Source organism: Pantoea sp. ACRSB (genome assembly GCF_022346905.1).
In the GTDB taxonomy this organism is placed as follows: Bacteria; Pseudomonadota; Gammaproteobacteria; order Enterobacterales; family Enterobacteriaceae; genus Pantoea; species Pantoea piersonii.
The window spans coordinates 302104-326222 of sequence record NZ_JAKRNL010000002.1 but is presented as its reverse complement, the minus strand read 5'-3'; the positions used below and the strand labels follow the sequence as shown (position 1 = coordinate 326222).

At 51.8% G+C, this 24119-nt stretch carries 20 protein-coding genes and 2 tRNA genes; 15 read left to right on the top strand and 7 right to left on the bottom strand.

The features are described from left to right. Positions 1–973 precede the first annotated feature (973 nt). From MHZ89_RS07820 to MHZ89_RS07790, 7 genes are read left to right on the top strand one after another with little or no spacing between them, the layout of a single operon-like run. Positions 974–1918, top strand: coding sequence for an AfsA-related hotdog domain-containing protein (locus MHZ89_RS07820; protein ID WP_311782531.1), 945 nt, complete (start codon positions 974–976; stop codon positions 1916–1918). 14 nt (positions 1919–1932) lie between these two features. Beyond that, positions 1933–2163 carry an acyl carrier protein gene (locus MHZ89_RS07815; RefSeq protein ID WP_311782530.1) on the top strand — a complete coding sequence of 77 codons (231 nt, stop codon included), beginning with the start codon at positions 1933–1935 and terminating at the stop codon, positions 2161–2163. Positions 2164–2167: 4 nt separating this feature from the next. After that, entirely contained in the window at positions 2168–3403 is a 1236-nt protein-coding gene (locus tag MHZ89_RS07810) for a beta-ketoacyl-[acyl-carrier-protein] synthase family protein (protein WP_311782529.1), read from the top strand. A gap of 3 nt (positions 3404–3406) precedes the next feature. Beyond that, positions 3407–4093 carry an HAD family hydrolase gene (locus MHZ89_RS07805; protein WP_311782528.1) on the top strand — a complete coding sequence of 229 codons (687 nt, stop codon included), beginning with the start codon at positions 3407–3409 and terminating at the stop codon, positions 4091–4093. A gap of 31 nt (positions 4094–4124) precedes the next feature. Continuing rightward, a complete protein-coding gene (locus MHZ89_RS07800; protein WP_311782527.1) occupies positions 4125–5150 on the top strand; it encodes an aldo/keto reductase in 1026 nt (341 codons plus the stop codon). Between the two features lie 30 nt (positions 5151–5180). Further along, positions 5181–6344 (top strand): MFS transporter, encoded by a 1164-nt coding sequence (locus MHZ89_RS07795; RefSeq protein WP_311782526.1) that lies wholly within the window; start codon positions 5181–5183, stop codon positions 6342–6344. An 18-nt stretch (positions 6345–6362) separates the two neighbouring features. Further along, on the top strand, positions 6363–7082 hold the full coding sequence (locus tag MHZ89_RS07790; protein WP_311782525.1) for a PHP domain-containing protein: 720 nt from the start codon (positions 6363–6365) through the stop codon (positions 7080–7082). Positions 7083–7115: 33 nt separating this feature from the next. Here MHZ89_RS07790 and MHZ89_RS07785 read toward each other — a convergent pair whose 3' ends face one another. Beyond that, complete coding sequence (locus tag MHZ89_RS07785; RefSeq protein ID WP_311782524.1) at positions 7116–7985, bottom strand: LysR family transcriptional regulator; 870 nt, start codon at positions 7983–7985, stop codon at positions 7116–7118. Positions 7986–8705: 720 nt separating this feature from the next. Between MHZ89_RS07785 and MHZ89_RS07780 the strand changes: the two genes are divergently transcribed. Further along, the gene (locus MHZ89_RS07780) at positions 8706–9701 is read left to right on the top strand and encodes an MFS transporter (RefSeq protein ID WP_409373240.1); all 996 of its coding nucleotides are present in this window, start codon (positions 8706–8708) and stop codon (positions 9699–9701) included. 71 nt (positions 9702–9772) lie between these two features. On the opposite strand, the gene MHZ89_RS07775 is transcribed toward MHZ89_RS07780, so the two are convergent. After that, positions 9773–9848: transfer RNA gene (locus tag MHZ89_RS07775), tRNA-Asn, on the bottom strand. A gap of 329 nt (positions 9849–10177) precedes the next feature. On the opposite strand from MHZ89_RS07775, the gene MHZ89_RS07770 reads away from it, so the two are divergent. After that, entirely contained in the window at positions 10178–11299 is a 1122-nt protein-coding gene (locus tag MHZ89_RS07770) for a Gfo/Idh/MocA family oxidoreductase (RefSeq protein WP_311782523.1), read from the top strand. Positions 11300–11344: 45 nt separating this feature from the next. Here the strand turns inward: MHZ89_RS07770 and MHZ89_RS07765 are convergent, their stop codons facing one another. The 4 genes from MHZ89_RS07765 to MHZ89_RS07750 form a co-directional block, all read right to left on the bottom strand. Then, positions 11345–12172 carry a glycosyltransferase family 8 protein gene (locus tag MHZ89_RS07765; protein WP_311782522.1) on the bottom strand — a complete coding sequence of 276 codons (828 nt, stop codon included), beginning with the start codon at positions 12170–12172 and terminating at the stop codon, positions 11345–11347. A 19-nt stretch (positions 12173–12191) separates the two neighbouring features. Next, complete coding sequence (locus MHZ89_RS07760) at positions 12192–13574, bottom strand: D-arabinono-1,4-lactone oxidase (protein ID WP_311782521.1); 1383 nt, start codon at positions 13572–13574, stop codon at positions 12192–12194. A gap of 72 nt (positions 13575–13646) precedes the next feature. Next, entirely contained in the window at positions 13647–14288 is a 642-nt protein-coding gene (locus tag MHZ89_RS07755; protein ID WP_120453410.1) for a TetR family transcriptional regulator, read from the bottom strand. A gap of 208 nt (positions 14289–14496) precedes the next feature. Then, positions 14497–14572: transfer RNA gene (locus MHZ89_RS07750), tRNA-Asn, on the bottom strand. 506 nt (positions 14573–15078) lie between these two features. Between MHZ89_RS07750 and MHZ89_RS07745 the strand changes: the two genes are divergently transcribed. From MHZ89_RS07745 to cbl, 5 genes are all read left to right on the top strand, one after another. Further along, positions 15079–16002, top strand: a complete 924-nt coding sequence (locus MHZ89_RS07745; protein ID WP_120453426.1) for a sugar ABC transporter substrate-binding protein — start codon at positions 15079–15081, stop codon at positions 16000–16002. A 32-nt stretch (positions 16003–16034) separates the two neighbouring features. Next, positions 16035–17519 carry a sugar ABC transporter ATP-binding protein gene (locus MHZ89_RS07740; protein WP_311782520.1) on the top strand — a complete coding sequence of 495 codons (1485 nt, stop codon included), beginning with the start codon at positions 16035–16037 and terminating at the stop codon, positions 17517–17519. 23 nt (positions 17520–17542) lie between these two features. Beyond that, positions 17543–18565 carry an ABC transporter permease gene (locus tag MHZ89_RS07735; RefSeq protein WP_311783014.1) on the top strand — a complete coding sequence of 341 codons (1023 nt, stop codon included), beginning with the start codon at positions 17543–17545 and terminating at the stop codon, positions 18563–18565. Positions 18566–18941: 376 nt separating this feature from the next. Then, a complete protein-coding gene (gene nac, locus MHZ89_RS07730; RefSeq protein ID WP_311782519.1) occupies positions 18942–19859 on the top strand; it encodes a nitrogen assimilation transcriptional regulator NAC in 918 nt (305 codons plus the stop codon). A gap of 912 nt (positions 19860–20771) precedes the next feature. Continuing rightward, positions 20772–21731, top strand: coding sequence for an HTH-type transcriptional regulator Cbl (gene cbl / locus MHZ89_RS07725; protein WP_311782518.1), 960 nt, complete (start codon positions 20772–20774; stop codon positions 21729–21731). On the opposite strand, the gene MHZ89_RS07720 is transcribed toward cbl, so the two are convergent. Then, positions 21728–22393, bottom strand: coding sequence for an O-methyltransferase (locus MHZ89_RS07720; RefSeq protein ID WP_311782517.1), 666 nt, complete (start codon positions 22391–22393; stop codon positions 21728–21730). The two genes, cbl and MHZ89_RS07720, sit on opposite strands and share 4 nt — an antisense overlap. A 162-nt stretch (positions 22394–22555) precedes the next feature. On the opposite strand from MHZ89_RS07720, the gene MHZ89_RS07715 reads away from it, so the two are divergent. Beyond that, on the top strand, positions 22556–24016 hold the full coding sequence (locus MHZ89_RS07715; protein ID WP_311782516.1) for an NAD-dependent succinate-semialdehyde dehydrogenase: 1461 nt from the start codon (positions 22556–22558) through the stop codon (positions 24014–24016). Positions 24017–24119 lie beyond the last annotated feature (103 nt).

Genomic DNA, 24119 nt, shown 5'->3' with positions numbered 1-24119 from the left:
ATCTTTCCGCGGCAACCAGACCTGCCTCCTGATCGGGAATCATCTGTGCAGCGCGCGCTCCATTCATTCAACTCATATCGACGGGTGACTGAATTGGGTGAATAGTATGTACTCCCGACGCGGCTAAACCGTTTTCAGCCATTTTTATGCTGACATGAGCACTGGCTATAGTCATAACAAATGGACGTCAGACCCAATATCCCTGTGAGGAGCCCATCAATGAAGCCCATGAACCTATTGGTAACAGCATGCGCTATTACGTTCAGGCTGGACGTCATCACTACATAACTCATGGGGTAAGTACTCCGTTTAACTCTGGGTCATTACCCTCAAAGTTAAAAGCGGCGCACCATCCCCGCTACATGTGACCAATCCCTGTAAAATGCGCGTTTAGCCTGTTTTTCCTCTCAGGCTGAAAAAATGGGAATACTGCTTTAGAAGTACTGGGCGTGACTGTTTGGTGAGATCGTACGCTGGGCATAAAATATGACCTGGCTTTTAAGTATGCGGGGCAAGCTCCTATTCACCTCTACTATGGATGACAACTTTTCGCACGTCAGGCGCCGATATTTGTTTAGCTATCCCTGTGTTTTAATGTGCTTTGGCAGGATGTTCATAAGGGCGTGGACTGCCTGAAAATTAGCGTTTCTCGCAAAGTTAAATTTCTTATCTGTGAACCATTAGCGTATTTTTATCTTAACAATTCTTTCAAGACTCACTCCAAAGTAAGAACAACCTCACTCTTTTCCCACTCTATGTATGATGAAAATTACCTGATTTTTGGGTTTGTTAATTTTTGGTTTGAGCTCTGTGCGAATTAATTTAAAAGACCGATCATTTTTTTATTTTTTAACAAGGAACTAATAGAAGACTGTGATACCGGTTGGTTATCACGCTATAGAAAATATTCATTTCACCAATTAAACTTTATAAGTTTAGGATGAGTTTAGTCTGGTATTGAGAGCGCAACGGTATGGAATTAGGCGAAAAAGTAAAAAGAAATTTAATGGGCGAATTCCCTTTTACCCACAAAATTCATAAAAATGAGAGCTTTTTATCTGGTTGTGTTTGTTTTGATTCTGAATACAGAGCTATGGCATTTTTGCCAGAGCATCATTATTTCTGTGATCATGTTAAACCAATAACCGATCTTATGTTTTTACTTGAGTGCGCAAGACAGGCTGAAACTTATATAGTACATAGATACGAGCATCAACCGTTTGACACTAAGTTTATTTTAGCTGAATGGTCATGCGAATTTTTAGAGGATTTTATACCAACTGTTAACTTGCAAGGGAAAAACATTGCCTTTAATGTAATTACAGATAATTCACGCCGCGTAAGACATAAACTTATTTCGCAAGAATACAAGGCTAATGCATTTCTAAATGATAACTATATGGCAGTTGTTCATATGCTAGTAAAATATATGTCTGCTGAGGCATATTATAAGATGCGGAGTAAAGGAAATAACCAGACTATAAAGATAGAGCCTTTCGTTTTTGAGCAAGCTGTGAATGTATTGCCGGAATATGTATATCGCAGGTGTTATGATAACGTTGTTGTTAAATTTCCAAAATTTGAAAGTAATAAGGCAACCTCTACGCTTACAGTTAATATGAACAATACGGCTTATTTTGACCATGCTCAGGATCATTATCCTGCAATGGTTTTAATGGAGGCTGGGAAACAGAATTGTCAGCTATTTATTTCCAGATTTAGCTCAAATAAAACACCGATATTAACTGCAATGAAAAGTAGGTTCTTTTCCTATGCTGAGTTTAACAAAGAGGTTCAAATCATCTCAGAGAAAATAGGATGTAATCAAAAAAATAAAACCATTTTTAATGTTTTGTTGAAACAAGGAGGTGTGAGTATTGCTGAAATGGCATATTCATTCCAAATGGTTGATATCTAGAGAGGCTGATTCTTATGACAACGATAACGGATAAAGTTATAAAAATTCTTGTTGAAAATTTTGGACTCAACGAAATTGATATTATGGCTAATAAGGATCTCGAAACACTTGGTGTTGATTCTATTATAACGATTGAAATCCAGCTCGATCTGGAAAGAGAGTTTGGCATTAAAATTCCGGATGGGGATATTCTACCAACTTTTACAATGAAAGATATTTCTGAATACATTCAGAATAAGGCTTAACGTTATGCCAGAAAATGATAAACGCATCGCGGTTACCGGAACGGGCTTAGTATGCCCGGCCGGACTCAATGTTTCCTCAAGCTGGGATTTTGTTCTCAGTGGAAAGTCTTCCGCACGTAAATGCAAACAGCTTAAAGGGCTTGAAAATGATTACGCATGCAGCATCGTTGATTTTGACCCTGATAAAGCGCTGGGACGTAGCCTTGCGAGGCGTATAGACAGATTTATCCAGTTCGCACTCGTTGCCTACCGGGAAGCAGTGGCTGAAGCGGGGTTAGATCCAGAAAAATGGAACGGCAGACGTGTTGGCGTCGTGGTTGGAAATTCACTGGCGGGAATTGAGCGTTTCCTTGCTGAACAACAGGTCCTCGAATCAGAGGGTAATCGGATGGTATCTCCATCTACAATCCCTGGCGCAATGATAAACATGGCCGCAGGTCAGATTGCGATTGACTGTCATGCTACCGGTCCAAGTTTACTGGTGAGCACAGCATGCGCTTCCGGCATAACTGCCATTGATACGGCCTGCCAGTGGCTTAAAGAGGGACGATGTGATGTGGTGATTGCTGGGGCTACCGAAGCACCGATTGTTCCACTAATTGCTAGTGGAATGAATCGTCTGGGAGCGCTGTCCAAAAATCCTGATATAAAGCATGCCAGCAGGCCATTTGACCAGGACCGGGACGGATTTGTTATTGCTGAAGGGGCTGGGTTTGTTGTTCTTGAAACCGAAGAACATGCTATTTCAAGGGGGCAAGAAATACTGGCATTTATTAGTGGTGCCGGAACGTCAACAGATGCATATCATGTTACAACCCCTGAACCTCAGGGGCGAGGATTATCTGCCGCTATTCAGCAGGCGATGGAGAAAGCTGGATTAGAAGGAAAGGATATCCAGTATGTTAATGCTCACGGTACTTCGACACGTCTTAACGATGTCACGGAGGGGAAAGTCATTGAAAAAGAAATTGGGCAGCATGCATTTGTAACATCATTAAAAGGTGCTATAGGGCATACATTAGCAGCAGCCGGGGCCGTAGAAACAGTATTAACTATACTTTCTGTTAAACACGGTCTTATTCCGCCAACCGCAAACCTCATATCTCTAGATCCAGAAATTAAACTTAATGTTGTTTATGGTAAACCTCGTAAACTTAAAATCCGGCATGCCTTAAAATTGTCAATGGGCTTTGGTGGTCATAATGGCGCACTTATAATTTCTTCAAACAATATGGGCTGAACAATGAATACACTAAATAAAATAAAGCTTGTTGCTGTTGACGTTGATGGTGTACTTTTAAACGATACTTATAGCCCTGCAATTAAATCATTTGTTGAGCTACATGGTGGTGTTTATACCCCAGAGCTTGAACGGCTGGTCTGGGGTTCTCCTCATATTGCCGGTGGCCACAATATGTCTCTGACCTGCAAATTACCCTGGTCAGCACAAAAAACCATTGATGCTTTCTTTAATCATCATATGAAATACATTAAAGCACATCCTATCGAAATTACTCCTGGGGCTGAAGATTTCCTGAAAATATTGCAGGAGTTTAATGTTAGAGTAACTTCATATGGTGGGCGGACAAAAGAGTATATTTTTGACAAATACCTTTCCTCACTTAGAAGGTACTTTGATAATGACAAGCCTTATATTGATACCAACTCTATAAGGCCGGGTGTCATGGAGATAACCCGAGATATTTTTAAGCTAAACTTCGATGAAGTCCTTTTCATTGACGATATTAACCGATTGGCTGAGGTCGCAAAATTTTATAAAACCGCGTTTATTGGCACGCCAGTAACTACTTATCAGAAAGAACAAATGCTGGAAACTGGTGTGAGATACATAATCCCGTCTGTAAGGGAGTTTACTAGCGATATGTTGATTAGTATAGACAAGGAAATAGTGTCAAATAATCACTGGTAATAAATGGGTATAATAAAGGATATAATGTATTATGAGAAAGATCACTCTTGGACATTCAGCACTGACCGTAACGGCAGAAGGTTATGGTTGCATGGGGCTATCAGAGTTTTACGGCCCAACGTCGGAAAAAGATGCCATGAAAATCCTTCACAGCGTCATTGAGAAAGGGATTAATTTCCTTGATACTGCCGATATTTATGGTTACGGGCATAATGAAAAAATACTCGGAAAGGTTCTGCAAAATTATGCAGCCGATGAGGTCATTGTGGCGACCAAATGCGGTATAGTTCGGGATGTTTATAATCCCCTTCATCGTGAAGTCAATAATAGCCGTGATTACATTCTTCGCTCTTTCGAACAAAGTTTCGAAAGGCTGGGAAGAAGTATTGATCTATATTACTTGCATCGAGTGATTCAGAAACCTGCCTCACTCCGAGAATCGATGCGTGCGATGTACCAGTTAAGATCAGATGGCAGAATTAACGCAATTGGCCTGTCAGAGGTCAGCGCTGAAACAATCCGATTTGCACACGAACAACTACAGGAGTTGTCCGGTGGAGCGTTTGGTCTAAGTGCGGTTCAGACAGAATATTCTCTGATGTCCCGCGACATTGAATTTAATGGCGTCCTTGATACCTGCAATGAACTCGGTATTTCGGTTGTGGCCTACAGTCCTGTGGGCAGGGGATTACTTGGTGGGAAGCTACAGGATATAGGTACGCTCGCGCAGAATGATTCGCGTCGCTATCTCCCACGTTTTATGGGGAGTAACCTTAAAACAAACAATAGGATAGTTGATAAATTAAGGGCCTTCGCCACAGCTAACGGAATGACCCCTGCGCAACTTGCATTGGCATGGATCATGAATAATGACGCCGAAATTATCCCTATTCCCGGAACCAGGACCCCACAATACCTGGATGAAAATATTCGGGCTGCAAACATAGCGTTAACGACACAACAGACTTCCATGATATCTGAAATCCTCTCAGGGCATGAAATCGCAGGCATGCGTTATCCCGAAGAGTTCATGAAAGCTTACGGAATGATTAAATAAACAGGTCAAATTATGGAGGATTTTACAGATATGACTAAGGCTAAAGTGGGAATGCCTGTATTTCAGCTTGGTATTATCGGCGCAGCGCTTTTTCTTTCCATATTGACTGAGGCACTCCCTGCTGGATTTCTCCATTCTCTGGAGCAGTCATTTCACGTCAGCGCTTCCGAAGCGGGCCAGTGGGTGACACTCTATGCAGTTGGTTCTCTGTGCTCAGCTGCTCCGTTAACGCTGGCAACACAACACTGGTCAAGGAAAAATCTACTCTTAATTACACTGGGGGGATTTGCCGTATCAAATGGCATAACTGCTGCGGTTGATTCTTTTGTTATCACATTGTTCGCGCGGTTTATAGCCGGAATTTTCGCAGGTCTCTTATGGGCGCTGGCTGCTGGGTATGCGGGCAGAATGGTAAAGCCGTCCCGACAGGGACGGGCTATAACTATTGTTATGTTGGGCGTTCCGCTGGCGCTTTCCCTGGGGGTTCCGGCAGGAACGTTCCTCGGGGGTATTTACGGTTGGCGTACTATATTTTATGCAATGACGCTGCTTGCCGGGCTATTGTTTGTGGCTGGGATGATGACATTACCTGAACAAAAAGGTACAAGCTATTCTGAGCGTTTTTCTATCGGAAAAGTGTTATCTATACCGGGTGTTAAAACCATATTAGTGGCGACATTCATTTTTTCACTTGGTCACAACATGATGTATACATATATATCGCCGTACCTGACAGAGTCACTTGGTATTCGTCATATCAGTACATTTCTTCTGATATTTGGGGTAATGGCAGTTACCAGCATCGTTATTACAGGGGTGTTTATTGACAGACATCTTAGGTTTCTTATCATGAGTGGACTATTTTTATTTATTTTGTCCTCCATAATTTTATCTTTTTTTTATAAAAACACTTATTCCGTGATGAGTGCATCTTTTTTGTGGGGGCTGGGATTTGGAGGCGGGGCAACGTTATTTCAGACGGCCTCTGCACGCACAGCAGGTAAGGCTTCTGATATAGCTCAATCTCTTATGGTGACCGTATGGAATATGGCAATTGCCGGAGGTGGGCTTGCCGGAGGTATATTACTAACATGGTCCGGCGTTCTCTCACTTCCTTTAGTCTTAACGGGTTTGTTGTTATTTTGCTTTTTCTTAGTCTGGGGAAGTAATGCAAAGGGTTTTTTTCAGGAATAAGCTCAAAGGTATTTCAATATGAATTTATTGATCGATTTGCATATCCATACCCATGCAAGCGCACATGCGTATAGTTCCGTATATGAACATATAATGGAAGCAAAACGTAAAAATATGCTGGCGCTGGGTATCACTGATCATGGCCCGGCCCTTGAAGATTCCCCTCACCGCTGGCATTTCCTCAACATGAATGCAATTCCTAATCACATTGATGGATTACGTATTCTAAAAGGCATAGAGGCCAATATTTTTGAAGATGGCAGTATTGACTGTGATGAAATTATGGCTGATAAGCTAGATTATGTTATGGCTGGATTCCATGCCCCGGTTTATTCTCCGTGTTCAAATATTGTAAAGAATACAGAGTGCTTGATAAAAGTGATAAACCACCCGAAGGTGAAAATTATTGTTCATCCCGGTAATCCGCAGTTTCCGATTGATTACCAGGAAATTGCCATTGTTGCAGCCAGGAATAATGTCGCGCTCGAGGTAAACAGCGGTTCCATCATAGCACGCAAAGGAAGTTCGCCGAATTGCCGTAAAGTAATAGAGGAAGTGATGAATGCCGGAGGATATATTTCTGTCGGTTCAGATTCACATTTCTGTACCCGGACCGGTGATCTTGCCCATGCAATTAATATGCTTGAAGAACAGCAGGTTCCGGCAGAAAAGATCATTAATTCATCACTTGCACTGACGCTATCTTTTCTTGATATAAAAGAAACGTTTCGCTTGTAAGTTATTGATTTTCCCACGCGGGGTTATCTATTATCACTGTGTTTTTCCGGTCATACTGTTGATGAATTCCGTACGCAGGGATAGCTCAATTTTTTTATTCCATGCAAGGCCCAATAACCACTCGCTCTGAGGGCCGGATAATGCCTGACATTTAAAGTCTGATTTTAAAAACGAGATAATACTATATGAAAGAACAGCGATACCCATCCCTGAACCAACCAGAGCCAGTACACCATATACGTTTGTCAGGTATTGGGCAGGTTTACCAATGAAATTTTGTTCCTTGAGGTAGTCGCTGACTATATGGTAAAGTTCTGGATTGCTTGCTTCATTCATTAAAATAAGATTATTTGCATCAAATAATTCATCAATATTTACTCTCTTGGTTCTGACGCCTGAATGTGTTACAGCGCATAGATAGTCATTCCCAAGCGGTATAAAAGAAAGCAAATCCTTTTCTGGTTTTCGCATAAAGCCTAAGTCAAGACGCCCTTTGAGTAATTCCTGTTCCTGCTGTAAAGAACACATCTCAATAAGTTTAATATTAATATTAGGATATTGACGTTTAAAAGCACTGACAATATCAGGGAAGATATTAAGAAAGGATGAAGTATATCCAATGTTAAGATTACCTGTTTTCCCTGTACGAATCTTTTTCGCGACACATAAAAAATGATTAATTTGTTCGTCCAGTCTGAGGGCATTACGATATAGCATTTCTCCTTCTGTGCTCAGTTTTGCCCCATGGTTATCACGTTCAAAGAGAGATAAATCTAGTTCCTGCTCAAGGAGGTTTATTTGTTTTGTTAATGCTGGCTGTGTAATGAAGAGTTTTTCTGCGGCTTCGCGATAGCTTTTACTTTTTGCAAGAACAATGAATGATTTCAATAGCTTATTATCCAAATCTTCTGCTCCTTAGTGTCAGTTCGCGGTCTTCTAACATAGCGATTTATAAAAAAACATGCAATAGCAGATATGTAGGCTATGGCCCTTTTTGTCAATATCTGGCTCGGATTGATGGGGTTTTGCAAGTCTACTATCGTTTTATCGCGAGATAAATAGTTGCTACGAATTCCGGAATAATGGCAGATATGTAAAGAAACTTCTAAAATGCATGGAATAATGGATTTTATTACAATGAAATAATTTAAGGGTGACAATTTTTTCTTTATTAAGATAGTCACATCTTTCATCATTATTTTATTATAGATTATTTTTGCATGAGTGAATTTAACTTTCCTATAGTGCAACAACTGAAATGATAACAACATAACGAGAATTGACAGGATATGTCAATGTTGGTTACAGAAGAAGTGTCACTGGGTATAGGGGTATTATGTAAAGTAAAAGGAGCTTTTTTGAGAAAGGTAAAAAAAGAGTGAGCATGCACTGTCTTATCTGGATTTTTCCGGCTGAGTTAGTGTTTTCTCAACATTTAAATTACTCTTTTAGCCAATGTCATTTATATAAAATTCCGTATATCGAAGAAGCAATTCCCGAAAATATTAACGGCAAAAATCCTCCGGATTATTAGAGCCTGCTTTTTTGGAATGTGAATTTTAACATTTGAGGTAATAATGATGCCACAAGGGTAGCCCTGTTTATTATTTCAGGTAGTCTGGCGTGACAGATGGTTTTAACAGTGGGCTTATATTCTTATGGCTATCTGCCGCGCTTTCCCAGAGCGGCGTCGCCTGGCTGGTGCTGGACGGCTCAGCGACCCTTGCTGGTTTAGCGATGCTGAGCGCCGTGAACGGCGCGGCAGCAGGTGTTGCGCTGCCCGCCTCATCGGCGCTGGTGCCGCAAACCGTACCGACGCAGAAGCTGCGCCAGGCGAACGCCTTTATTCAGTCGGGCGTCTATGCCGGCACCATTATCGGCGCGTCGCTGGGCGGCCTCCTCACCAGTACCCTGGGCGCTGGCTGGGGACTGGCGGTCGATGCGCTGGGCTTCGCGCTCGCCGCGCCGCTCTATTTCTCCGTTCGCACCGGCGCGCAGCCGTCCGGAACGCAAACCACGCTCTGGCAGGATTTACGCGACGGCTGGCGGGAGTTTATCTCCCGAAGCTGGGTCTGGGCGGTGGTAGCGCAGTTCGCCGTGGTCAACGCCGCCTTTACCGGCATGGTAATGGTGCTCGGCCCGGTTATCGCCGACAGCACTTTTGGTCGCGCCCGCTGGGGCATGATGATTGCGGCGCAGAGCGTCGGGCTGATTATCGGCTCCGGTATCGCGCTGCGCTGGCGGCCGCGGCGCGCAATGTTCACCGGCGTGATGCTGGTGGCGCTCTGTGTCTTTCCCATTCTGCTGCTGGCGGGCGGCGCTTCTTCCGGCTGGCTGATGGGCGCGTTTTGCCTGGCCGGCACCGGGTTTGGTCAGTTCGGCGTGATCTGGGCGCAGGCGCTGCAAACCCATATCCCGCGCGACAGGCTGGCGCGTGTCTATGCCTATGACGCGATGGGCTCCTTTATTACCATTCCGCTGGGAGAGCTGGCCGCCGGGCCGCTGGCGATGCAGTTCGGCAATCAGGCGGTACTGTTGAGCTGTGCCGCCGCGGTGCTGGCAGCGACGCTTGCGGCCAGCCTGGTGCCGGCGATCAGAAGACTTAAGCTGGCTGAATAGCCGCTGTCGGCTGCTGAGGCGAGGAATGCAAAAAGCCCGCTCAGGTTTCCCTGAGCGGGCTTCTCTAAATATGGCTCCTCTGACTGGACTCGAACCAGTGACATACGGATTAACAGTCCGCCGTTCTACCGACTGAACTACAGAGGAATCGTTTGAACGGGGCGCATATTATCGACCTGCATCGGTCATGTCAAAGCCCTTTTTCACAAAATTGTTCAACTGCTGAAATAAACGCCAGGGGCTGCGCCGCCACCGGCAGAAAAGGCGTGCGTCAGATGAAAATTATTTTTCTTTAAAAGCCTTAATGAAAAAAATGCTTAACACTGCGCGGCTGGCTATCTCCTCTTTATCGTCGCTTTTCTTCCGTAAGATAAAGATCTCAAAGCGGCTCACACTTCTTATCTCTGCCGTTTGCCTGCGCATTTTTCGGAACGTATATTCCGAAAAAATCTCATTATGAAACCAGAGGGCAGTCGATGAACAGAGTCAGGATCGGCATGATCGGCAGCGGCTATATCGGACGCTGCCACGCAATCGCCTATGCGCAGGCGCCGACGGTCTTTGCGCTTAAAGGCGAAATCGTGCGGGAAATGCTGGCGGAGGTTAATCCGGCGCTGGCGGAAAAGCAGGCCGCCGCCTTTGGTTTCGCCCGCTCTACCGGTGACTGGCGTGAACTGGTGCGCGATCCCGCCATTGACGTCGTGGATATCTGCGCCCCTAATTTTCTGCATAAAGAGATGGCGCTGGAGGCGATTCGCCACGGCAAACATGTCTATTCAGAAAAGCCGCTGTCGCTGTCGGTGGCAGATGCGGAAGAGATGGTTAACGCCGCCAGGGCGGCGGGGGTAAAAACGCTGGTGGGCTTCAACTATATGAAGAACCCGACCAGCCAGCTGGCGAAAGAGATTATTTCGCGCGGCGAAATCGGCGAGGTGGTGCACTTCTACGGCACCCACAACGAAGATTATCTGGCGAAGCCGGAGACGCCGCTCGACTGGCACTGTCAGAAGGCGCTGGCGGGCCTCGGCGCGCTGGGCGATCTGGCGGCGCATATCGTCAATATGGCGCACTATCTGGTGGGTGATATTGAAGAGGTCAGCGGCGACATGATGACGGTGATTAAAACCCGTCCCGATGCAAAAGATCCCAGCCGTCTGCTGCCGGTAGAGAATGAAGATCAGGCCAGCGCGCTGCTGCGCTTTCGCAACGGCGCACACGGCGTGATTGAAACGTCGCGTATCGCCTGCGGCAGCAAAATGGGGCTGACCTATGTGGTTACCGGCACCCGGGGCACGCTGCGCTACAGCCAGGAGCGTATGGCGGAGCTGGCGCTCTATCTGCATGACGAACCGGCGGGGCGACAGGGTTTTAAAACCATTCTGACCGGCCCGGCGCATCCCGACTATGCCAGCTTCTGCGTCTCGGCAGGACACGGCATCGGTTTTAACGATCAGAAAACGGTAGAGATTCGGGATTTAATCAACGGCGTTGCGGCGGGCGATCGCCTGTGGCCCGACTTTGCCGAAGGTTTGCAGGTGCAGAAGGTGCTGGAGGCGATTGCGGTGTCGGCCGTCGAGCGGCGCTGGCAAAAAGTATAGCGAATCAAAGCGCGCGGTCTGGCAGGCCGCGCGCCAGGCTTTTCCTTAACCCGTGGCTTTCTCCCACCAGAGCTTATCCAGCGCATAGTAGCGGTCGCGCTCGCTCTCCGGCTGCTGCAAATCGCGCTTCCACGGCTTCGCCAGAATATAGTGCAGGTTCTTCACCTCGCGCTCATTCCACATCCGGCTGTGCTGAAACGGCAGCGTTTTCAGCGCGTTGTAGATATAGGGAAGCGGCTGCCAGCGGCCAGCGAACGCCTCGTTTAGCAGATCCTGTTCGGAGAACGGGTAGGCCTTCAGATCCTCGATCGCCGCAATACGACCCGCCAGCTGCTTATAGATGGCGTTGTCCGGCTTCAGCACCAGAAAGCCGCCGTTCAGGTAGTTATCCAGCGACGCGGGCGCGGGCTGGTTGCGATCCTGCCAGGTGTAGTGACAGTTTTCCGGCTGCCAGCTGGCGGGATAGGAGGCGATCTGGTTAGGGTTGCAGCGACAGGCGTGGCAGGCCGCCAGCTGATTGCTGCCAAGATCGAGCGTGAACAGCTCGTCCATATTGCGCAGCACCAGCATATCAGCATCAAGAAACACCACGCGCTCATAAGCGGTCAGCTGCCAGGCGCGCAGCTTGGTCCATACTTCACCGAACTGCGCTGACGCGTAGTGCTGTTCCAGCTCGCGGTTGGGATAGATCGGATCGACCTGCTGCACCACACAGCCTTCCGCCTGAAGCGCGGCGCGATCCGCCAGTGGGATCGCCTCGGTAGCCATCACCACCAGCGGCCAGCGCGTGTTGCTCTGCTTCAGTGAACGGTGCAGCGCCTTTACGCCCACCAGATAATCGGGCTGCGTCAGCAGCGTTACCCATGCATACATGGTTCTCTCCCTGTAAAAGTCAGTCAAAAAGCGCGGTCAGATAGCGGTTGCTGAAGCGGCGTTGCGGATCCAGTTCGCGGCACAGCGTGCGGAAATCGTCCCAGTGCGGATAAACTTCGCGCCAGACGTAGCGCCCGGCGTCGTAATATTTGCCCCAGTGCGGCCGGCCGCCTTCCTCCGCCAGCAGCTTTTCCACTTCGGTGAGAAAGTGCAGGCCGTCCTGCGACAGCGAACCGTCATCGGCGTAATAGACCACAAAACCAAAGAAGCAGGTTGGCTCGCCGTAAGCGGGACTGAGCCAGGCTTCGGACGCGCCGGTGCAGCGCAGAATAATCGGATAGTGCATATGGGGGCGGTTAGCGGTGTACCAGCGTTTGATTTTGCCGATCGCGGCAGGTGTACGCGCCAGCGGAATGCCGATCTCTACGTTGATCTGCGGCACCGCGATGCCACGGCAGAAGAGCTGGTAGATATCGCCGGTGACGTCGGTAAAGTCGCGGAAGCGAGTGACGGTGCGGAACTGTTTGCCGCCTTTGCCGTGAATCTGCGTATCGCGATGCATCTGCTCCAGCGTCTGGTCGATGGTGCTGTTCAGGCTGTCATCGCCTTGATCGTCGTGCTTCACCACTTCGCGGCCGTTCGCTTGCCACTCTGCGGTTTCCTGCGCGTCTGCTTCGCGGGCGTTCCAGACGTGCATCAGATTGTCATCGACAAACCACCATGCCTTGCTCAGCGCATACTCTTCGTTCCAGCGCAGCAGATCCTGCTCAAGGTTGTCCGCCGTTACGGCGTTTTTATAACAGGTGTAGATGCGGAAGGGCTGGGTGCGCAGCGTCACGGCAGTGACAATGCCAAGCGCGCCAAGGGTGACCTGCGCGGCGGGGAAGTCAGGCTCGCCGCGCGTAAACTCGCGTACTGAACCGTCGGCCAGCACCATGCGAATGCGCAGCGCTTCGTCCGCCAGCGAGCTTTGGTGCAGGCCCTGGCCGTGGGTGCCGGTCGCCATCGCGCCCGCCAGCTTTTGCACCGCAATCACGCCAGGCGACGCGGCCAGCATGCGATCCATTGCGGTCAGCTGGATATAGAGGTCGTTGAGCGTGGTACCCGCCGCCACGGTGACGCTCTGCTCATCCTGCGCCAGCAGGCCGGAGAGGGCGCTGATATCCACCAGCACTTCATCCTCTTCGACGTCCAGCATACGGCCTGGCGACAAACGGCTGCCCACCACGCGCACGCGGCCCTGCGTGCCGCGCAAAATTTGCTGTAGCTCTGCTTCGCTACGCGGTTGATGCAGTTGCCGCCGGCTACCGATGCGGGCGTTTTGCGCCCAGTTCCACAGCGACTCATCCTGGTCGCTGAGGGTAGTGTTGCGAAGGGGATAGCGTTCGACGTCTCTGCTCACGACTACATTCCTGTGTTGAGATCGGTGAATTTAGTGAGTTAAGCGTAGCCCATCGCAGCGTTGTCGCTTCCCTTAAGCCGGTTTACGGATGTAGCGCAGCGTCGCCGTCACCGCCAGCTGGCGATTGCGGCGAATGCTCTCCTCTTCGCTGTTATCCGGGCTGAAGAGCGCGTTAAAGGTGTAGCGGTTGGAGACGTGATGCACGCAGATGCTGCTAATCAGGCGGTGAACGTCGATGGTTTCGACCTCACGAATAAAGATGCCCTGCTGCTGGCCGCGCGTCAGAATATCGTCCAGCAGGTCGAGGGCGCTGCGGTTCAGCGCCTTGATGCGTGGCGACTGGCTGATATAGCGGCCGCGCAACAGGTTTTCCGTACAGACCAGCCGCATAAAATCGGGATGCGAGACATGGTAGTCGAAGCTGGCTTCCACCAGTTTGCTCATCGCCAGCTCAGGTTCCATCGCCGCCAGGTTCAGGCCGGTCTCATGCTCACGGATCGCCTGATAGACCTGTTCAAGCACCTCGATATAGAGCTTCTCTTTGGTGCCGAAATGGTAAACCACCATGCGTTTGGTGGTCTGCGCGTTTTCAGCGATCTGCTCCAGACGCGCGCCCTGCATGCCGTACTCGGCAAAAGTCGTCAGGGCGCCAGCGATAATGCGTTTTTTCAGCCCTTCAGGATCGTTTTTTCTTTTTGGTGTGGTATCTGACATAGCGTTTAGTAACAAGGATGGTTAAGCGGTTATGGTATCACAGCGCGGCAGGCGGGCATTTACAGATCCAGGGGAAATGGTAAGGCGAGGGTTTCAAAGAGTGAGCTGTTATTGCACCGGCGGGAATGTTTGGCGCGTCGGGTTATTCGCAGTATTGCCCCAAAAACCAAAAGCCCGCTCAGGTTTCCCTGAGCGGGCTTTTTAAATCTGGCTCCTCTGACTGGACTCGAACCAGTGACATACGGATTAACAGTCCGCCGTTCTACCGACTGAACTACAGAGGAATCGTTGGAACGGGGCGAATATTAGCGACGCCGTTGTGGCTTGTCAAAGCACGATTTCATTTTTCCCGACTGAACGCTCGCAAAAGCAGCGGATTGCCGCTTTTTCAACAGATTCGGCGAGATTTCAAACTGCCAACAGGATCTCACTTTAAACGCATTTCCCAGCAGATGTTAGATACGTGTCAAAGTTTTGTTATTTGGCGATGTTAAAACAACTGTTTCAGTGCTTTTATGATAAAAATTTCAAAAGCAATATTAATGGAATAAATAAACTTCTTATTATCACCGCCGGAATGAATCAGCAAAACTGGAACGTAATTTTAAAATTAATTCCTGCGGAAACAAGCAATTGTAAAAAGGAGGAGTGAGTCACAAAAAAGCGCGAACGTCCAGGCCCCACCTCTGTAAACAGATTTGAACCGCCAGCAACGTTGAGTGAATGTAAAAGATATTTTTCATTCGCGGTATCAGCGGCGTCGGCAAGTTAACGACAATAAGGGTTACTCATGAACATCAAAAAAACACTCGCTGTCACACTGTTAGCCTGCATGTTGCCCGCCGCCGCGATGGCGAAAGATCTTTCGGTCGGCGTATCTATGGCGTTATTCGACGACAACTTCCTCACCATTCTGCGTACCGCGATGCAAAAAGAGATGCAGAAAGAGGGCGTTCAGGGGCAGATGGAAGACGCCAAAGGCGATGTCTCCCAGCAGCTGCAGCAGGTGCAGAACTTTATCGGCCAGGGCGTAGACGCCATCATCGTCAACCCGGTGGATACCAACGCGGTGAAACCGATCATGGATCAGGCCACCAAAGCGGGCATCCCGCTGATCTTCGTTAATCGTCGCCCGCAGGCGGAGCTTAGCGACAAGATGGCTTATGTCGGGTCGGACTCCGAACTGGCGGGCCGTCTGCAGATGGAAGCGCTGGCGAAAGCGTTAAACGGCAAAGGCAACGTCGCCATTCTGATGGGCGATCTCGCTAACGAAGCCACGCGCGACCGCACCAAAGGCGTTGAGGCGGTTGTCGCCAAATACCCCGGCATCAAAGTCGTGCAGAAGCAGACTGCCAAATTTATGCGTAACGATGCGGTAGACGTGGTGAGCAACTGGCTGACCGCAGGCGACGATATCCAGGCGATCGCCTCTAACAACGATGAGATGGCTATCGGTGCGCTGCAGGCGCTGGGCAAAAATCCTAACCATATCCTGATCGCCGGCGTGGACGGCACCCCGGACGCGCTGCAGATGCTGAAAAACGGCAAGATGGTCGCCACGGTGTTCCAGGACGCTAAAGGGCAGGGCGAGGGCGCAGTGCAGACGGCCGTTAAGCTGGCGAAGGGCGAAAAGGTACAGAAGATTATCGATATTCCTTACCAGCTGATCACGAAAGACAATATGCAGCAGTTCGTTAACCGTAATCAGAAATAACCGATCCCGACTCAGCCGTACGGAGGTGATGTATGACCGCTTTTGCGCTTGAAGCCGAAGGCATCAGCAAGTTCTTTCCCGGTGTAAAGGCACTCGACAACGTTTCGCTGCGCGTGCGTCCGGGATCGGTGCATGCCTTGATGGGCGAAAATGGCGCGGGCAAATCCACTTTAATGAAGTGCCTGATCGGGATGTACCGTCCCGATCGGGGCACCATCCGCATTAAAGGGGAGCCGGTGCAGTTTCAGGACACCATGGACGCCTTGCGTTCAGGCATTTCCATGATCCACCAGGAACTTAATCTGGTGCCCTACATGACCGTCGCAGAGAATATATGGCTGGGACGCGAGCCGATGAAGTACGGCTTTGTTGATCACGGCAAGCTCAACCAGCAGACGCAGGCGCTGCTCAACCAGCTTAATATCCGTCTCAAGGCCGACCGTCTGGTGGGCGAGCTGAGCATCGCCGCGCAGCAGATGGTGGAGATCGCCAAGGCGGTTTCCTGGAACGCCGATATCGTGATTATGGATGAGCCGACCTCCGCCCTGACTGAAAGCGAAGTGGCGCATCTGTTCACCATCATTCGCGACCTGCGCGCGCAGGGCAAAGCCATCATCTATATCAGCCATAAAATGGATGAGATCTTCGCCATCACCGATGAGATCAGCATCTTCCGCGACGGTAGCTGGGTCGGCAGCAATCACACCGCGCAATTTACCCGTCAGTCGCTGATCACCCAGATGGTCGGACGCGAACTGACTCAACTCTTTCCAAAATTCAACAATTCGATTGGCGAAGAGGTGCTGACGGTGCGCAACCTCAGCAGCAAAGATCGCTTTCATGACGTCAGTTTTAGCCTGCGGCGCGGTGAAATCCTGGGCGTCGCCGGTCTGGTGGGCGCGGGGCGTAGTGAGGTAATGGAAAGCCTGTTTGGCATGGAGAGCATCGACAGCGGCGAAGTGCTGATTGACGGCGTGCCGGTCAATATCGATTCGCCTTCAACGGCGATAGAGAAGGGCATGGCGTTTTTAACCGAAGACCGCAAGAAATCGGGGCTGTTTCTCGTGCTGTCGGTGATGGAGAACATGAGCATCGTCAATATGCCGGAGTACAGCGGCAAGAGCGGCTTCGTCAGTCATATCAAGATGGCGCAGGATTGTATGGAGCAGATCCGTCGGCTGAATATCAAGACGCCGACCATGGATCAAATCATCAATAACCTGAGCGGCGGCAACCAGCAGAAGGTGCTGATCGCCCGCTGGCTGCTGGCGCAGCCCAAAATCCTGATCCTCGACGAGCCGACGCGCGGCATTGACGTTGGCGCGAAGGCAGAGATTTACCGTTTGATCTCTGAGCTGGCCAACCGCGGCGTAGCAATCATCATGGTGTCGTCGGAACTGCCGGAAATTCTCGGCATGAGCGACCGCGTGATGGTAATGCATCAGGGGCGTATTACCGGCATCCTCGATAAAGAAGAGGCCGACCAGGAAACCATTCTGTCGCTGGCATCCGAGTGAGGCGCGAGACAACTATGAGCAATATCAAAGTGACTGCCACTCCGGCAGCTGAACAGACATCATTTTTCGGCAATCTGCGGCATAAACTGCCCAAAGATACCGGCATCTTTATCGTTATGGTCGGCATCGCGCTGATTTTCGAAATAGCCGGCTGGTATGTGCGAGACCAGTCGTTTCTGATGAACACCAACCGTCTAATCCTGATTGTATTGCAGGTGGCGATTATCGGCATTATCGCCGTCGGGGTCACCCAGGTCATCATTACTACCGGTATCGATCTTTCATCGGGTTCGGTGATTGCGCTGACTGCCGTGGTGGCGGCCAGCCTGGCGCAAACTTCTGACAGCCTGTCGCCGATGTTTCCATCGCTGGTGAATATGCCTGCCGTGGTGCCTATCGGCGCGGGGATCGGCGTGGGGCTGCTGTGCGGTATGGTCAATGGCGTATTGATCACCCGCACCGGCATTCCGCCCTTTATTGCTACGCTGGGCATGATGGTCTCGGCGCGCGGTCTGGCGCAGTATTATACCCAGGGTAATCCGATCAGCTTCCTTTCCGACGGCTTTACCTCCATCGGCCAGGGCGCGATGCCGGTTATTATCTTTCTTGTGGTGGCGCTGCTCTTTCATATCGCGCTGAAGCACACCCGCTACGGCAAATACGTTTACGCTATTGGCGGTAATATGACCTCGGCCAAGGTCTCTGGCATTAACGTTAATAAATATCTGATTATCGTCTATACCATCGCCGGTGCGCTCTCCGGCCTGGCGGGCGTGGTGCTGGCGGCGCGCGTCAGCAGCGGTCAGTCAAGCATGGGGATGTCTTACGAGCTGGACGCGATCGCCGCAGCGGTTATCGGCGGCAGCAGCCTGATGGGCGGCGTCGGACGCATTACGGGCACGCTGATTGGCGCAGTGATTTTGGGCCTGATCAAAAGTGGGTTTACCTTTGTCGGTGTCGATGCCTACGTTCAGGATATTATTAAAGGCATTATTATTGTGGCCGCCGTCTCGATTGATATGCATCGCAACCGCAAAAAACGCTGATTTCCTACGCTCAGGCCTGCCCGCTTTTAGAAAACGGGCAGGCTTTTTTTTCTGGCTCCCTTTCTGCTGCATACCTCTGTTTTGCTTATCTCACCCGTTGTTTTCTGCTATCCGCAATATGCACGTCTGGCTCGCACTGGCTGCACCAGCGAAGTGCATCCGCCGGGCTGTCCGTTACTGCCGCGCCATTCCTGCAGCTTATTACCTCTTTATGCGTAATCAGAAAGGCTTATTTTTCGCGCTGTTAGGATTTTTCTGCATAAGGCAGCGCGTGCCGGAAGAAAAACTGGCCTGCTAATTGCAATTTGTCTGTTACCAGGCCAGCAGGCCGCACGAACAGATGTTATTGGCATTCGGGGAATGTGACGGAGGCAAGATGAACTTAAGACGACTGAAATACTTTGTGAAAATCGTCGATATTGGCAGTTTGACGCAGGCGGCTGAAGTGCTGCACATCGCGCAACCTGCGCTCAGTCAACAGGTTGCCACGCTGGAGAACGAACTGGATCAGCAGCTGTTAATTCGTACCAAGCGCGGCGTAACGCCGACCGAAGCCGGTAAAATTCTCTATGCGCATGCGCGAACGATTTTACGGCAGTGCGAGCAGGCGCAGACGGCGGTAATCAACGCCGGACAGGTGCTCAGCGGACAGGTCTCTATCGGCATGGCGCCGGGTACGGCGGCATCCTCGCTGACCATGCCGCTGCTGCAAACGGTTCGGGAGCAGCATCCGGAAATTCTGGTTTATCTGCATGAGAACAGCGGCAGTTCACTGAATGAAAAGATAATGAACGGCCAGCTTGATATGGCGGTGCTCTATGACCGTTCGCCGACGGCGGGCATTACCAGTATGCCGCTAATAAAAGAAGAGCTTTACCTGGTCGGCGCAACCGACTGCCCCGGCGGATCGGTCGATCTGGCCCAGGTGGCGCAGATGAGCCTGTTTTTGCCGCGCGACTATAGCGCGGTGCGCAAGCGCGTTGACGAAGCCTTTTCACTGCGTCGTCTGAGCGCGCGCATTATCGGCGAGATCGAGTCTCTGTCGATGCTGACCGCCGCCGTCGCCAGCGGGATGGGCGTGACGGTGCTGCCGGAGTCTGCCGCGCGGGCGCTGGTCAGCTCAACTCAGGCCTGGATGGCGCGCATCAACAGCCCGGCGCTGCATCTGCCGCTGTCGCTGAACGTCTCGGCGCGTCTGCCGCTTTCGCCGTCCGCGCAGGCGGTGAAGGATATTTTGCTGTCGCTGCTTAACAAGCCTATGGCGGAGGAGCGAGCGCTGCTGCTGGTCAGCTAGCCTCGCTCTGGCGGCCCCGCGGGGCCGCTTTACCTGTTGTGCAGGCACCAATCCAGATCCACCACCCGCTTTTGGCTTCCCACTCCCCATTACGAGTCCCGACCTTTCCCCATAAGCTCATCACTAAAAGCATTCAGACAACGCAGCCTTTTATAAAAAAATGAGAACTCACAGGCGAGGGTGTGCCAGAGGCATCTGACACGCTGAGGCGCACACGGCGGCCAGGACAACAAATCTGACTTTTGAAGACGCGAACTTATCGCTGCAAGAGCGAACCCTGGATTCAGACGACGCAGGTTGATGCTTAAAAGCGGCAGACAACGCAGCCTTTTATAAAAAATAAGAACTCACAGGCGAGGGTGTAACAGAGGCATCCGACACGCTGAGGCGCGCGCGGCGGCCAGGACGAGCCGACAGGACGTCGGCGAGAGCGCGGCATGAGCCAGGACGGCGAATCCGCGCGGTCCGTAAGGCTGACGTAAGTAACGAAGGGACCGCGCGGAGCGCGGCGTGGAGGCTGCCGGAAGCCGGGATTGTTAAGGGGCTGGCGAGCCCCTTAACACGCACGCCGGCAGCGCAGCTGTTGAAACTCCTTAGCGCCTGGCGGGCGGAACCCGCTCAGAGCCAGCCGTTCGCACAGCGAGCACCATGCAAACCAGACAGCCGGAATCCGCTTAGCGCCTTTCGCACAGCGCACGCCAGGCAAACCACCGCCGAGCGGTACCCGCTCAGAGCCATTCGCGCAGCAAACACCAGCCCGTCTGCGCAGCAGGCACCAAAGCGCTCTGGCGGGGCGCTCACCCGCTGCCATATATTCCCCCTGCGCATAAGCACAAAGTTTTTATTATTTGTTGATATCAATAAACCTTTTTACCATCGGAGATAACAATTTCGTAAAGGGAGGTAAATACCGTGAATTTCCAGCAACTTAAAATCATCCGCGAGGCGGCGCGCTGCGAGTTCAATCTGACGGAAGTGGCAAACACGCTATTTACCTCACAGTCAGGCGTCAGCCGCCATATCCGCGATCTTGAGGATGAGCTTGGCGTTGAGATCTTTATCCGCCGCGGCAAGCGCCTGCTGGGCATGACCGAGCCGGGCAAAGCGCTGCTGACCATCGCCGAACGCATCCTCGATGAAGCGGGAAAGGTGCGCCGTCTGGCGGACGTCTTCACTAATGAAACCAGCGGCATTCTGACCATCGCTACGACGCATACCCAGGCGCGCTACAGCCTGCCGCGCGTTATCAAGGCGTTTCGCCAACTCTATCCCAACGTGCGGCTGGAGCTTAATCAGGGATCGCCGCAGGAGATTGTCGCCATGCTGCTGGCAGGCGAGGCGGACGTCGGCATCGCCAGCGAACTGCTGGTGAATAACCCCAGCCTGGCGGCGTTCCCCTGGTTCAGCTGGCACCATGCGCTGCTGGTGCCCAGCGATCATGAGCTGGTGCAGCAGCAGCCGGTCTCGCTCAACACCCTGAGCCGTTATCCGCTTATCACCTATCGCCAGGGCATTACCGGTCGCTCGCGCGTTGACCGCGCGTTCCAGAGCGCGGGCCTGAAGCCCGATATCGTGTTGAGCGCGCAGGATTCTGACGTGGTAAAAACCTATGTCGAACTGGGATTAGGCGTCGGCATCCTTGCCGATCAGGCGTGCGAAACCCAGCGGGACGAGGCGCTGGTGCGTATCGACGCGCACCATCTGTTTGATGCCAATACCGTCTGGCTTGGCCTGAAGCGCGGACAGCTGCAGCGCAACTACGTCTGGCAGTTTATGGAGTTATGCAACGCCAATCTGTCGCTGGAGGAGATTAAACGTCAGGCGCTCTCCTCGCAGAGCGAAGAAGAGCCGGTTATCGACTTCCAGATCTAATCCGGCAGCGACTCGACGATGGCCAGCTGCAGACCATCCCAGCCTTTACTGCCGACGGTTTGCAGCGCGGTGGCCGTCAGATGCGGGCTGTTGCCGACGTCGGACAGATACTGCCGCAGCCCCTGCACGTTTTCGTCTGTTGATTGCGAATCGACAATGCGCCCGCCGCGCACCACGTTATCGCCGATAATCACGCTGCCGACGCGCGCCAGCTTCAACGCCCAGCGCAGGTAGTGCGGATTATTGCGTTTATCGGCGTCAATAAAGATCATATCGAACGGCCCCTGCAGCGTCGGCAGGATCTCCAGTGCCGCACCCACCCGCAGGTCTATCTTATCCACCATGCCCGCTTCGGCGAAATTTTCGCGCGCCACCTGCGCATGCTGCGGCGAAAACTCCAGCGTCACAATGCGGCCGCTCTCCGGCAGGGCGCGTGCGAGCCACAGCGTGCTGTATCCGCCCAGCGTGCCGATCTCCAGAATGCGCGAGGCGTTCATCATGCACGCCAGCAGGTAGAGCAGTTTGCCCTGGTTGGCCGCCACGTCAATCGGCGGCAGGCCAGCGGAGGCGTTGCGCGCCAGCACTGCATCCAGCGCCGCATCCGGTTTCACCAGCGTCTGGGTGAAATAGTCATCGACTGATCGCCACATATGATCGCTCATACTTATCTCCTTGTTTAAAAACTGAGCATAGCAGCCGCGCGGCATAAAATTTTTTTTAACTCCGCAAAACTCGCTGTTTCGGGTTTCTGCCTGGTGAGAAAAACATCCTGCGCTGAGACGACGCGATAGAGTGGAAGAAAACCGATGAAAAAGGGGAGTGAGATGTCGCGTCTTCAACTAAGAGATTCCGATCTGCTGCGCCAGCAGGCATTGTTCGGCGGCCGCTGGCAGGATGCTCACAGCGGCGAGACCTTGCCGGTTGTCGATCCCGCCAGTCGTGAAACGCTGGCGACCATTCCGGCGCTGGGGCGCGCTGAGACGGAAGCGGCTATCGCCTGCGCCGAATCGGTGCGCATCGCCTGGGGCAAAACACCCAACGCCAGCCGCGCCGCGCTGCTGGAGAAGTGGCATCAGCTTATTCTCGATAACGCCGACGACCTGGCGGCAATCATGACCGCCGAACAGGGCAAACCGCTCGCCGAAGCGAAGGGCGAAGTGCTGTACGGCGCGAGCTTTGTCAAATGGTTCGCCGAAGAGGCGCGCCGTATCTACGGCGACACCATTCCTGCGCCGAGCGAAGATCGCCGCATTCTGGTGCTGAAACAGCCGGTCGGCGTCGCGGCGGCCATCACGCCGTGGAATTTCCCCATCGCCATGATCACGCGTAAAGTCGCGCCTGCGCTGGCGGCGGGCTGCCCTATTATCGTCAAGCCGTCGGAGCTGACGCCGCTTTCGGCGCTGGCGCTGGCGGTGCTGGCAGAGCGCGCGGGCTTTCCCGCCGGCGTGCTGCAGGTTGTGACCGGTCTGCCCACCGAGATTGGCGCGGCGCTGACCGGCAGCCGTCTGGTGCGGAAAATCTCCTTCACCGGCTCGACGCGCGTCGGCCAGCTGCTGATGCAGCAGAGCGCCGACAGCGTAAAACGCCTCAGCCTGGAGCTGGGCGGCAACGCGCCTTTTATTGTCTTCGACGACGCCGATGTCGATATCGCGGTAGCGGGCGTAATGGTCAGCAAGTTTCGCAACGCCGGGCAGACCTGCGTCTGCGCCAACCGCATTCTGGTGCAGCGCGCTATTTATCAACGCTTCGCGGCGAAGCTGCTCGACGCGGTCGCCACCCTGAAGGTGGGCGATGGCTTTGCGCCAGGCAGCACTATCGGCCCGCTGATCAACGAGCGCGCAGTTGAGAAAGTTAACGGCCACATCGCAGATGCGCTCGGCCTGGGCGCGGAGCTGCTGACCGGCGGCGCCAGCCACGGCAACGGCACTTACGTGCAGCCCACGGTGCTCGGCAAGGTTACGGCACAGATGCGTATCGCCCATGAAGAGACGTTCGGTCCGGTCGCGCCGCTGTTTATCTTTGACGAGGAAGAAGAGGCGATCGCGATGGCCAACGATACGCCCTATGGCCTGGGTGCCTATTTCTTTACCGAAAATATTCGTCGCGCATGGCGCGTCGCCGAATCGCTGGAATTTGGCATGGTCGGCTTTAATACCGGCGCGATCTCATTAGAAGTCGCGCCATTCGGCGGCGTAAAATTATCGGGAATTGGCCGGGAAGGATCGCGCTATGGCATTGAAGAATATCTGGAACAGAAAGCCTTCCATATTGGCAGCCTGAATTAATTCTCCGGCTTTTTTTAATTTCCTGTAGAAAGCGTTTGTCGCGTAAGTGGCAAACGCTTTTTTATTTTGTGCGCTGCGTCAGGTTTTTCTCACTGTTCGCCAT